This is a genomic window from Blautia sp. MSK20_18 (genome assembly GCF_020553125.1).
GTDB lineage: Bacteria > Bacillota > Clostridia > Lachnospirales > Lachnospiraceae > Blautia_A > Blautia_A fusiformis.
The window spans coordinates 11,509-24,417 of sequence record NZ_JAJCGR010000019.1 but is presented as its reverse complement, the minus strand read 5'-3'; the positions used below and the strand labels follow the sequence as shown (position 1 = coordinate 24,417).

Sequence of the window (12,909 nt, the reverse complement as noted above, 5' to 3'; positions counted from 1 at the left end):
AGCCCCTGTTTCCATAAGGTTCCTGCTGCTGATGTTACTGCCCACCGGCAGTATTTCCTCAAGATGTTTTTGTGAACAGAATTTACAGAAATCCTGAGGATCGGGAGTTCCATAACTCCCGATTTTGTATTGTAAATTCTGTCCCATGAATTATAATCTAAACAGGAGATCATCTAAAAACACATACAAAGGAGAAACTTATGAAAAAGCTAAAAGAATTAACATCTCTGCTATTTCTGTTCTGCTGTCTTTGCTTCTGTCTGATCCTGTTTCCACAGACAGCCCGGGCAGGCTCTCTTACGCCAACCGCACAGGACAATCTCAATGTCAGGTTACGCCGTACCTCTGATCTTATTCCTGTTTCCGGCGGATACATGAGGGTCTTCCACCAGAAAAATTCTGTCGGCGTTGAATATTACGATAATGATCTGAAGATCAGAAGCAAGCGCAAGATCAACATGGAGCTTCCACTGTGGGGTGGCTTTTATGCCGGATCTGACGGATATTATCTGATAGAAGGCCAGACAAACAACAAAGAAAACGATTCCGCTGAGGTCATCCGCGTTATCCGCTACGATACAAACTGGAACCGGAACGGTGCAGCAGCAATTACCAGTAACCCGGAGCTTTTTGGCGGTGAGGTCCGCACGCCCTTTGACTATGGCTGTGTGGAAATGACAGAAAGCAACGGCAAACTCTATGTTGTTACCGGTCACGAAGGATATGTGGATCCCTCTGTCGGTCAGGGACATCAGGGCTTCCTTATGGCCGAGATCGACCAGGCAACCATGAAAGGAAAGATCGTTTCCTGCGATCTGTGGCATTCCTTTGCACAGTATATCAAATCACAAGGTTCTTATCTCTACGTACTGGAGCAGAGTGAGGGTTCACGATGTACAAAGCTTTCCAGATACGACAGCACTACACTTGCCTGCACCACCATAGAGCTTTTGCCATACGGAGGCTCACATACTTCTGTGTGGGCACTGGCCTGCTACGCAAGCGTTGACGGCATGGCTGTTTCCTCTGACAGTGTATTATGCGTTGGCACTTCCATCGATCAGTCCAAATATGATAAGGTATCTGAAAACACGCCTCATAACCTTTATCTGTCCGTCACACCAATGTCTGACTTTTCCGAAAAAGCAACCACTACCAGGAAGCTTACCAACTTTACAGGCGGAGGAAAAAGCTTTGCGGGCGTAAAAATCACCAAAATAAATGACAACCGTTTTATGATTTCCTGGGAAGAATACGTCTCCGACGATAACAAGAAAAACTCTTCCGCTAACGATCCGCTCTCTTCCAGCACCCTTCATTATCTTTTTGTGGACGGAAAGGGAAAGAGTCTCAGCAAAGAGTTTACAACAGCTGCTCCGATTTCTGACTGTCAGCCTGTGGTAAAGGATTCCAGGGTCGTTTATTATGCTTCAAACTCCAACACCTTGAACTTTTATTCCATTAATTCCGACAACGGAAAAGCTGACAAAAAAACTTACCATATCGCAGGTGACAACGCAACCTGGAATTTCAAAAACGGTATCCTTACGATCTCCGGCTACGGACCACTTTCTATTTCCACAGAGGAAAACCACCGATACCCGGTCTCTTCAACAAAAGGCTGGTTTACCTTCTACAGCGATTCCTCCTGGAAAGCTATCAAAAACCAGATCAGAAAGGTAATAATAAAGCCCGGGATCACAAGTATTTCCGAAAGGGCCTTTGTTTATCTTCCTGAGCTGAAAGAAGTGGACATCCAGAAAGGGGTCACAAAGATCGGAAAAGAAGCTTTCGCCTACTGTGACAAGCTATCCAGGATCAACATACCTGATACTGTTAAAAGCATTGGAACGGATGCTGTGTGGGGCGGCTACGGGTATGTCAACTCTCATGCATATTTTTGCAAGATCCATGCTCCGTACGGCTCTTACGCAGTTACATATGCCAAGAAAAACAATATCAGCTATGCATGCAATATTTCCGATGCAGCTGTAACAGGGATCAAAAAAACATATACCTATACAGGCTCTGACATAAAGCCCGTTCCAACCGTAACTCTTGGAAAAGCAAAGCTTTCTGGCATCAATGATTATCATGTGACATACCAGAACAATAAAAAAGCAGGAACTGCTACCCTGAAGATCATCGGTGATAACCATTTCTACGGAACCATCACCTTAAATTTCCAGATCACTCCTGCAGCCACACCAAAGCCACAGACTGCAAAAACATTCCGGGATGCTTATAATGTCTACACAGTCAATGCCACCGGGACTTCCGTAGCACTGAAGGGACCACGTTCACGCAATACTGTCACTGCAAAGATTCCGGCCACTGTCAAAGCTAACGGAAAAACCTACAAAGTCACAGCCATTGCAGCCAATGCCTTCAAAAACTGTAAAAACCTGAAACAGGTAACGATTTCAGGAAATATCACAAGCATAGGTGCCGGAGCCTTCCAGGGATGCACAAGTCTTCGTACTGTAAAAATCGGTTCCCGAGTTTCTGCGATCGGCACAAAAGCTTTCTGTGACTGTAAGGCCCTTACCTCTGTCACCATACAGACAGGACGTCTTACTTCCAAAAGCTCAGGTAAATATATCTTCACAAGAGCAGGTCAGAATAATTACAAAAAACTGACTGTAAAGGTTCCGGCAAGCAGACTTTCCTCTTACAAAAAGCTGTTTCAGAGCCAGGGTCTGTCCACACAGATCAGGATTATCAAATAGTCAGGATCGTACCTTGCATTTCCACGCCCCTTATGCTATACTCAGTTTCGCTGCAAAAGCCCGCAAAAACCAAGGTCGTACAGGGCTTACAAGGCGGTCACCGCCTATAAATGTGCCGAGTGTTCGTGACCTTCCACTCGTAAAACAAAACTAAAGGAGAATAAAAAACATGAAAAACAAAGGTACTCATTTTCTGGTACAGGGAGCTGCCATTGCAGCTGTATATGTTGTCCTGACACTGGTATTCGCGCCACTTAGCTTCGGTGAAGTTCAGATCCGGTTTTCCGAGGCGCTGACCGTGCTTCCGTTCTTCACACCGGCTGCCATCCCGGGACTGTTCGTGGGATGTATCATTGCCAATCTTCTTGGCGGTGCGATTCCAGTTGACATCATTTTCGGAAGCATTGCCACACTTATCGGTGCATTCTTTACCTACAAACTTCGCAATACAGGCAAATGGACAGCCCCGATCCCGCCGATCGTTTCCAACATTGTGATCGTTCCTCTTGTGCTTCGTTACGGATATGGCATTAACCTTCCTATCCCGTTTATGATGCTCACAGTAGGAGCCGGCGAATTTATCTCAGCCGGTGTGATCGGTATGATCCTTCTTGGAGCACTTTCCAAATACAAAAATGTACTTTTTCATAAAAAAGCAGCAGTCTGACTAAATCTGCTGCCCACAAAAAGGAGCCATGAGAAAACAGCAGCATTTCTCATGGCTCTCTTTTATTTTTTCTCTGCGGATTCCTGCAGACTGCGCAGGATCCTCTTTTCCATTCTGGATACCTGTACCTGGGATACGCCAAGCTCATGGGCGATCTCCATCTGGGTCATGTTCTGAAAATACCGCATATAGATCAACCTCCGCTCCTTTGCCTCCAGAGTCCCCAGTATCTCTTCCAGAAAAATCCTGTCCAGTACTTTTTCCTGCCGGTTTTCTTTTTCCGGAAGCTTGTCCATCAGAGAAATCTCCGTTCCCTCACCCTGATAGATCGTTTTGTGAAGAGATTCCACTTCTGCACCGGATTCCATGGTCATTACCAGTTCTTCTATGGAAATTCCCATTTCCTCTGCCATTTCTCCCGTCGTAGGTTCCCGCTCCAGCCGGCGTGTCAGTGCTTCTCTCACCTGATAGATCCTGTAGTGGTTTTCCTTCAGAGAACGGCTTACCTTCAGTATCCCGTCGTCCCTGAGATAACGTTTGATCTCTCCGATGATCATGGGAACGGCATAGGTGGAAAATTTCACATCATAGGACATGTCAAACTTATCCACAGCTTTCAGAAGTCCGATGCTGCCGATCTGGAACAGATCCTCCATCTCCACCCCTCGTCCCAGAAAACGCTTTGCCACACTGTATATCAGTCCTGTATTTTCCTCAAACAAAAGATCTCTTGCCGCTTTATCCCCCTGGTGTGCACGCCCGATGAGGACAAGAGTACGATCCATAGTTACCTCCTGATGATCTTTTTCATGTGCACTGTAGTTCCACGGCCAACCTCCGATTCCACCTGAAGCTCATCCATAAACGCCTCCATGAATGTAAACCCCATACCGGAGCGGTCTTTATCAGCCTTTGTGGTAAACAGAGGCTCCATGGCTTTTTTGATATCCGGGATCCCGGCTCCGTGATCTGTCACATCTACCTGAAGCTCCTGCCCCCGGAGACGACATTCTACCCGAATCTTATGTATCTCCCCTTCATACCCGTGTATGATGCAGTTGGTCACTGCCTCCGATACTGCGGTCTTCAGATCCGAAATTTCCTCCAGCGTAGGATTCAGCTGTGTGCAGAATGAAGCCACAGCAACTCTTGCCAGTGCTTCATTTACCGGTCTGCTGTCAAAAATGATCGTCATTTCATTTGTGTTTTCCATCATAAACACCCTCCTGTTCACCTGCCGATTTTTTTATTCCACAGATTTCAATATATTTTCCCACTCCGGATAGCCGCAGAAGCTTTGCAATATGACTGTTCACATTGACAACCTGCACACATTTCCCCCTCATGCCAAGTGCCCGGTACCTACCCATCAGCAGACCGATCCCGGAACTGTCCATAAAAACGGTCTCTGAGAAATCAAAAATCATATTTTTTATATAGTTATGTCCAATAATCCGGTCTGAATCTCTCCGAATCTCATCAGAAGCCGGATGATCCAGTTCCGCCGGAAGATGTACAGTCAGCACGGTTCCGGATTTTTCAAAACCTGATGTCATTCTATCATTCCCCCATTTTTGATTTTTTATTCCATTTCTCATGACCAAAGGGTAAAAAAGAGGAATGCGCCAACGCACATTCCCCTTATCCGAGGTTTCTCCTCTGTATGAGTTATGATCTTTTTTATTCTGTATAACCTCCATCGTAAGAGGAATCCTCATATCCTCCGTCACTGTAGCTGCTGTCTTCTCCGGTATCTCCGTCAGAGCTCTGTGTATCTTCTCCCGCCGAAGCTGCGGCATCCGCTCCAGCTTCAGCTGTTCCATCTGTACTGCTGTCAGCACTGGACGTTCCGTCAGAAGCTCCGCTCTCGATCCCGCTTACACCGGTCTTTCCGCTGATAGTACTGTAAATCCCCTTTGCAGAATCTGACAGTGTATCCACATATACCTTCTGTAGTTCCAGCGCCGCTGTATCCAGATCCTCCTGCTGCATGGCAGTATATGCATTAAACAAAGCCTCATAGCTCTGACTGCGTTTCTGCTCTTCCTCTGCCTGCTTGGCAACTGCATCTGCCGTATCACTGGACTGGGCAGCTTCTCCCTGAGCTTTGGTAAGCTCCACGCTCTGGCTGGAAAGAGAATCACTGTACTGTATGATCTGCTGATTGGCCTGCCTGTAAATATCCTGTTTCACAGCCGGCAGTACAAGGAGCCAGAATGCTGCCGCCCCTGCCGCAAATCCAAGTACCGTGGTAAAGAAAAGTGATATCTTTGATCTTTCTTTATAAGACGACGGCCTTACAACGATTTCTCCTGAAATATTATCATTCTCATTTTTTTCATTTCCAAACAAGCCCTTACGCCGTTTTTCCATCTTTGTGGTAACACCCGTCTGCTCGTCAACTTCACGCAGGAAACGAAGTGTGGTGGTATTGGTCTTGTCGATCCTGGCTGCTTTTTTCAGGGTTCTTCTCGCCTTATTCCACTCCTGATTCTTCATCTGGATCAGAGCAAGAAGATGATACCCCTTGATCAGCTTGGGATTCTGGGACAGGATCTTTTTCAGGCGGATGGCCGCCATATCCTCATGGCCTTCCCTACACATGGCGAGGGCATTGTTATATTTCTTGATGCTTTCGTTGATTGTTTCCAGTTTGTTCTGGTTTGCCTGAAGCCTGGCAATATATTCTGAAGCCAGATTTCGGTTCTTCTGGATATTCTTGCTGATGACCCACTCACTCAGTGCGGCAACCACCTCACCGGTCTCAAAATATACAAGACCAAGAAGATTTCTTGCACGGATATTCCGTTTGTCATAAGCAAGACTTTGCTTCAGACAGCTGATCGCCCCGGACAGATCCCGGATGCTGGCTTTTTCCAGCCCCTGATTATAATAAAGCTTGGAAAGATAATCCACCTTCTTCTGGATCAGTACATTGGCTCCACAGTGCGGACAATAATCCAGATCTGTATCCGTCAGGAACGCTCCACAGTTTATGCAGTTCATCCACTTCTCCTTATCTTACACGTCTGTTGCTCTTGACCTCACGCAGCATCTCCTGGAGTACATCCATGATATCTGTGATCTCCCGGTCATAAATGACACCTTCTACATCTGCCACATCCAGACATGGTTCAAATTTCTTCAGTTCCTCTTCGTAATCGATCATAATTTTTTCCTCCTGATCACAGCCTTGATCTCACCGACCAGATAAAGGGATCCTACACAGAATAGCATTCCATCCTCACCTTTTTCCTTTACTGCCCGTTCAAAAGCTGCTGGAACATCCTCTATTGCTTCCACTTCCGGTACTCCGTCTTCACGGAAGATCTCCGCAAGCTCTTCTACCGGAACTTTACGGTATCCGCCTACCTGTGTGACGATCACATGTCGAAAACGGATCCTGCTACAGATCGTGCGGATCATATCCGTATAGTCCTTGTCATCCACTGCGGAAAACAGCAGCGTCAGAGGAAATTCCTTCTGGAAATGTTCTGCTGTCTCTACAAACTTCTCAACACCGTCTTCGTTATGTGCGCCATCCACGATCACCCCCGGAAGAACCGTTTCCATCCTTCCCTGCCAGCGTGTTTTTGCCATACCAGCCTTCAGAGCCTCCAGAGATACCGGAATCTGATCTTCCAGTACCTGAATGGTTTTCACCGCAAGCGCTGCATTCATAACCTGATAACGGGCGATAAACGGTATATCAAATACGGTATCGCCATATGTCTCGTCCTTAAGAGAAAACCGGATTCCGTCCTTTGTGATCTTATGGATCTCTGTGTCTTCCCGTTTCAGCTCATAATATGGACATCCCAGCTTCTCTGCATGCTCACGCATCACTCCGGCCGCATCCGGATCATTTCCATCGTAGATCACCGGAACACCCGGCACCATGATCCCTGCCTTCTCTCCTGCGATCTCGGAAACTGTATTTCCAAGATACTGCATATGATCGAGGCTGATGGATGTGATCACACAGGCTGCCGGATCCTCCACAGCAGTGGTTGCATCCAGACGTCCGCCAAGACCGGTCTCCAGTGTTACATAATCCACGCCGGCTTCTGCAAAGATCACCATTCCCATTAGAAGGAGTGTCTCAAAATAGGTGGGATGATAGCTTCCCTCTGCAACCAGCTCATCGGAAAGCTTTTTAACTTTTTCAAAAGCACGAAGGAAGGTATCGTCATCGATCACTTCCTCGTTGATCTGAAAACGCTCGTTGATCTCAACCAGATGAGGAGATGTAAAAAGTCCGCAGGAATATCCTGCTTCCCGAAGGACCGATGTGATAAAAGCACAGGTACTTCCCTTTCCGTTGGTTCCTGCCACATGGATCACACGGAATTTCCTCTGCGGATCTCCAAGTCTTCTTAAGCATTCTCTGGTATGGTCCAGGCTGTTCTTAGTAGTAAATCTCGGTATATCTTCAATATACGCAACTGCTTCTTCGTAATTCATAAAAAAAACCATCACTTATCTATAATGTATTCGTAAAGAACTTTTGGGGAGAAAAGCTTCTCCCCTCCTGTTCGTTACGATACCATTATATAATAGTGGTGGAAGATGTCCAGTCCTAATCGTAATATTTTATCCGACATTTTTTGTATCGGAGTATCTTTTCTATGCCATTTACTGGTTGTCTGTACTGTTTTCTTCACCGGAATCTTCTGTGGATTCCGTTTCTGACGCTGTATCCGTTTCCTCCATTGACCCTGTATCAGAACTGCTCTTTTCACTGTCAAGCTTCCACTTGCTGTCAGCGAGCAGCGCATAAACCGCCCGGTCATGGCTCTTTGTCATGGCCTTTCTTGTGGAACTGTTACTTCGCTGCACTACCGAGAGCCGGTCAAAATCATCCAGTTCCTTTCCGGTAATGATCAGCTTGGTAGGATTCACGTAAACCGTATCATACCATTCTCCGTTGATCTTCACCTGGCTGGACGGCGTAAAGTTTGTTCCCTGGATATAATAGGTGTGATCCGTCTCAGACACAACCTGAATGGAATCCAGCGTGGTATCATAGATTCCCATACGCATCTTTGTCCGCTCAAAAGGATTCGCTCCGTCATATGTATACTGCTTTCCGTAGAGAAGATCGTACTGCAGGGTCTCCAGATCCACCTGATAATTTTTGGTGTTTCTTCTTGCCTGATGATACTTGAAAACATTTCCCTCATGGATACCTACACGGTCCATAACCTCTGCTGCCATCTGGTATGCCGCAAGATTTTCTTTCTTTTTCTTAAGTCCGAAATTATCCCACATCACATACTCTGTCTGGAACAGATATTTATTCTCCACATCCTCCACGGTCAGTCCCATGGTCGGCAGATGATCACCATACATGACCAGTACCACATCCTCCGGGTAATCTGCCAGCCTGTCAGTCAGCTCTTTGACAAAATTATCCATCTCATGGATCTGATTTACATAATACTCCCACTTATTATTCAGCTCGTCAGTAGGTGCCCCGGAAACTGTGATCTCCGGATTTTCCAGTACCGGTTCTGAAGGATAATCTCCATGTCCCTGTACGGAAATAGTATATACATAATCAGGCCCTTCTGTAGAATCCAGACACTTGACGATCTCATCGGTGAGGACACTGTCCTTGGTCCAGCCCAACGGGTTCTTCTGGTTTTCATCCTTCATATACTCTGCCGAAGTGAAGGTATCAAATCCCAGATTCGGAAAAATACTTCTTCTTCCGTAGAAATTCGCCTCATTATTATGTACTGCATGAGCAGTATAGCCCAGATTCTTCAGAACATACGGTGCGCTCTCACAGGTAGTTTCCTTAAGGATACTCTTGTAAGGATACTCTCCCGGTCCAAAATAATGAAGGCTCATTCCGGTAATGGATTCAAACTCAGTATTTGCGGTTCCGGCTCCTACGGAAGGTACCTTATAATATCCGGAGGAATACTCCTTCATCAGCTTTCTGAAATTCGGGATAGGATCTTCTGACAGCTCCAGATAATTTACCAGCGTAGGATCAAAAAAGGACTCCAGCTGTAAAAACAGAATATTCGGATGACTGCCTTCTTTCGTTTCCGGAAGATTTTCTTCCGACTTCTCGATCCTTTTGATCTCGCTTTTGGAATAGTCTCTCGGGGCACTGATTCCGGTATTAAAGATCGTCGTTGCCAGACAGTAAGGATATCCGTAATCCTCATAAGCTATGGCAATGTTTCCAAAATAATTGGAAAGAACTCTTTTTTCCAGAGCAAGCTGTGTAATTCCTCCAAAGGCAAGGACCCCGACCAGGACCAACGGAATATTCACCTTGTATTTCAGCTTGCCTCTGTACTTCGGCGACCTTATCAGGATGATCAGAAGGATCAGAACCGCAATTCCCAGAAGAACTGCACCTATGGTCATCTGGGTATGGGTCAGATATTTTTTTGCAATACTGAGACCATCTGTCAGATTCTTCACATCCGGTCCTGTAAACGGTGTGACACGGTTGAGAAGAAGCACACCGTTTACGATTCCCAGAAACAGCCATAAGCTGCCCACAAAGATACGCCAGAAAATTCTCTTTCGGAAGAGATAAACAATCAGCATCGTCGTAAAGATAAACGCTGCATTATAAGCAAATACAAGCGGCCTTGTGGTCATGTAGGTCCACGCCTCTGTGAACGAGTGCCTGCATATGGCCTCGATCACAAAGTACAGGACTGCACAGCCCAGAGCCTGAAGTATCAGCGAAATCTTATTGAAAAAGTTACACCACTTCATTAAAACACTCCTTCGTTATTTCACCATCTGTGTTAACTGCAGGTTCACTTTCTCTTTCATCTCTTTGTATTTCTCAAGTTTCTCCTTCTCTGCCTCTACCTTGGCTGCAGGTGCCTTGTTCACAAAATTCGGATTGTTCAGCATTCCCTCGCAACGTGCGATCTCCTTTGTAAGTCGCTCCTGCTCTTTTGTGAGACGTTCGATCTCTTTTTCACGGTCGATCAGATCCTCCAGCGGCAGATAAACCACACCGTCTGCCACAACGATGGATACCGCATCCTCACCGATTCCGTTCTTATCCTGCTGTACGTGGATCTCTTTTGCAAACGCAAGGTTTGTAAAGGATTTCTTGCAGGACTCAAAACGTGCACAGCACTCTGCATCCTTGCCTACGATGTAGATATTGGTCTTTCTGTTCTGCGGTACGTTCATCTCGTTTCTGGTGTTACGGATTCCACGTACAACTTCCTGGAAGCTTGCAACTGCTTTCTCAGCATCTGCAAAGTTCATCTCATCTTTGTATACCGGCCAGTCAGAGATCATAATGGACTCTTCCTCAGGAAGCAGTGTGCAGTAGATCTCCTCTGTGATAAACGGCATGAACGGATGAAGAAGCTTCAGTCCCTGTGTCAGTGCAGTGCGAAGTGTCCACAGTGCATCGTTTGCTGCTGCCGGGTTCTCCTCTGCTTTCCACAGTCTTACTTTGGCCATCTCGATATACCAGTCACAGAGCTCATCCCACAGGAAGTCATAAACTTTCTGTACAGCGATTCCAAGCTCATATTTATCCATGTTCTCGGTAACATCGCGGATCACGATGTTCAGTCTGGAAAGGATCCATTTATCCTCGTTGCAAAGAGCGTTCAGGTCTTCCGGCTCTGTTACGGTCTTTCCTTCCAGGTTCATCATAATGAAACGGGATGCATTCCAGATCTTGTTTGCAAAGTTACGGCTGGACTCTACACGCTCCCAGTAGAAACGCATGTCATTTCCAGGTGCATTACCTGTCATCAGAGTCAGACGAAGTGCATCTGCACCGTATTTATCGATAACTTCCAGCGGATCGATACCGTTTCCAAGGGATTTACTCATCTTACGTCCTTGGGAGTCACGTACCAGGCCGTGGATCAGTACATGGTGGAACGGAGTCTCACCGGTCTGCTCCAGTGCGGAAAATACCATACGGATAACCCAGAAGAAGATGATATCATATCCGGTTACCAGAACATCTGTAGGATAGAAATACTCAAGCTCCGGTGTCTTATCCGGCCATCCAAGTGTGGAGAACGGCCACAGTGCGGAACTGAACCAGGTATCCAGAGTGTCCTCATCCTGATGCATATGTGTGCATCCGCATTTCGGGCATTTCTCCGGCATCTCTCTTCCAACCACCATCTCACCGCACTCATCGCAGTAATAAGCCGGGATCCTGTGTCCCCACCAAAGCTGACGGGAAATACACCAGTCACGGATATTCTCCAGCCAGTGCAGGTAAGTCTTGTCAAAACGTGCCGGAACAAACTGAAGGTTTCCGTCGTCCAGAGTTTTGATAGCAGCTTTTGCCATTTCGTCCATTTTTACAAACCACTGTGGTTTGATCATCGGCTCTACCGTTGTACCGCAGCGGTCATGGGTACCAACACTGTGGCTGTGCGGAACAACCTTTACAAGAAGTCCCTGCTCCTTCAGGTCCTCTACCATGGCCTTACGTGCCTCGTAACGGTCCATACCTGCATATTTTCCGCCAAGACTGTTGATGGTGGCATCATCATTTAAGATGTTGATCTCCTCAAGGTTATGACGGCGTCCAACCTCAAAGTCGTTGGGGTCGTGTGCCGGTGTGATCTTAACGCAGCCTGTTCCGAATTCCTTGTCAACATACTCATCGGCAATAACCGGGATCTCTCTGTCTGTAAGAGGAAGCTTCAGCATCTTTCCTACAAGGTCTTTATATCTTTCATCCTCCGGGTTTACAGCAACTGCTGTATCGCCGAGAAGTGTCTCCGGACGAGTGGTCGCGATCTCAACAAAACGTCCTTCCTCACCTACGATGGGATAATTGATGTGCCAGAAAAATCCGTCCTGGTCCTCATGTACAACCTCTGCATCAGAAATAGAGGTCTGGCATACCGGACACCAGTTGATGATCCTGGAGCCTTTGTAGATATAGCCTTTCTCATAAAGGCGGATAAATACTTCCTGAACAGCCTTGGAGCAGCCCTCATCCATGGTAAAGCGCTCACGCTCCCAGTCTGCAGATGCTCCCAGCTTTTTCAGCTGGTTGATGATCTTTCCGCCGTACTCCTCTTTCCATGCCCAGGCATGTTTCATAAATTCGTCACGGCCGATCTCGTTCTTATCAATCCCTTCCTTACGAAGTTTCTCTGTTACCTTAACCTCTGTAGCGATGGCTGCATGGTCAGTTCCCGGCTGCCAGAGAGCCTCATAGCCCTGCATTCTTTTGAAACGGATCAGGATATCCTGCATGGTCTCATCCAGTGCATGTCCCATATGCAGCTGTCCGGTTACATTGGGCGGCGGCATTACAATTGTAAAAGGTTTTTTGTCCGGATTAACTTTTGCATGGAAGTATCCGTTATCCATCCATTTTTTGTACAGACGATCCTCAATACCCTTGGGATCATAAGTCTTTGCAAGTTCTTTACTCATGTTTTCCTCCTGAATCTTTCTGATTATAGGAACCTTAAAATGCTCCTGTTCTCTGCAAGAAAAAACACGCCCTCCACACAAAAGCCAATAACTAAT

The 12,909-nt window shown here is 46.5% G+C and carries 10 protein-coding genes; 2 read left to right on the top strand and 8 right to left on the bottom strand.

Translation table 11 applies throughout. The annotated features are described in order from the left end of the window. Positions 1-200 precede the first annotated feature (200 nt). Positions 201-2,729: a leucine-rich repeat domain-containing protein gene (locus LI091_RS11330; RefSeq protein WP_265191171.1), complete on the top strand. Its 2,529-nt coding sequence runs from the start codon at positions 201-203 to the stop codon at positions 2,727-2,729. Positions 2,730-2,898: 169 nt separating this feature from the next. Further along, a complete protein-coding gene (locus LI091_RS11325) occupies positions 2,899-3,396 on the top strand; it encodes a QueT transporter family protein (RefSeq protein WP_015526895.1) in 498 nt (165 codons plus the stop codon). 62 nt (positions 3,397-3,458) lie between these two features. On the opposite strand, the gene LI091_RS11320 is transcribed toward LI091_RS11325, so the two are convergent. The 8 genes from LI091_RS11320 to LI091_RS11285 all read right to left on the bottom strand — a co-directional run bounded on the left by LI091_RS11320 (position 3,459) and on the right by LI091_RS11285 (position 12,813). Beyond that, positions 3,459-4,181 carry a SigF/SigG family RNA polymerase sporulation sigma factor gene (locus LI091_RS11320; protein ID WP_021650746.1) on the bottom strand — a complete coding sequence of 241 codons (723 nt, stop codon included), beginning with the start codon at positions 4,179-4,181 and terminating at the stop codon, positions 3,459-3,461. 2 nt (positions 4,182-4,183) lie between these two features. Further along, a complete protein-coding gene (spoIIAB, locus tag LI091_RS11315) occupies positions 4,184-4,609 on the bottom strand; it encodes an anti-sigma F factor (RefSeq protein ID WP_015526893.1) in 426 nt (141 codons plus the stop codon). Beyond that, entirely contained in the window at positions 4,593-4,952 is a 360-nt protein-coding gene (locus LI091_RS11310) for an anti-sigma factor antagonist (RefSeq protein ID WP_044961012.1), read from the bottom strand. The genes spoIIAB and LI091_RS11310 overlap by 17 nt, the downstream gene beginning before the upstream one ends. Before the next feature lie 124 nt (positions 4,953-5,076). Continuing rightward, a complete protein-coding gene (locus LI091_RS11305) occupies positions 5,077-6,402 on the bottom strand; it encodes a hypothetical protein (RefSeq protein WP_178818490.1) in 1,326 nt (441 codons plus the stop codon). A gap of 10 nt (positions 6,403-6,412) precedes the next feature. Beyond that, positions 6,413-6,565: a hypothetical protein gene (locus LI091_RS11300; RefSeq protein WP_015526890.1), complete on the bottom strand. Its 153-nt coding sequence runs from the start codon at positions 6,563-6,565 to the stop codon at positions 6,413-6,415. Continuing rightward, on the bottom strand, positions 6,562-7,860 hold the full coding sequence (locus LI091_RS11295; protein ID WP_044961009.1) for a bifunctional folylpolyglutamate synthase/dihydrofolate synthase: 1,299 nt from the start codon (positions 7,858-7,860) through the stop codon (positions 6,562-6,564). Before LI091_RS11295 ends, LI091_RS11300 begins: the two co-directional genes overlap by 4 nt. A 171-nt stretch (positions 7,861-8,031) precedes the next feature. After that, positions 8,032-10,143 (bottom strand): LTA synthase family protein, encoded by a 2,112-nt coding sequence (locus LI091_RS11290; protein WP_129974559.1) that lies wholly within the window; start codon positions 10,141-10,143, stop codon positions 8,032-8,034. Positions 10,144-10,158: 15 nt separating this feature from the next. Continuing rightward, positions 10,159-12,813: a valine--tRNA ligase gene (locus LI091_RS11285; protein WP_173740439.1), complete on the bottom strand. Its 2,655-nt coding sequence runs from the start codon at positions 12,811-12,813 to the stop codon at positions 10,159-10,161. Between the last annotated feature and the right edge of the window lie 96 nt (positions 12,814-12,909).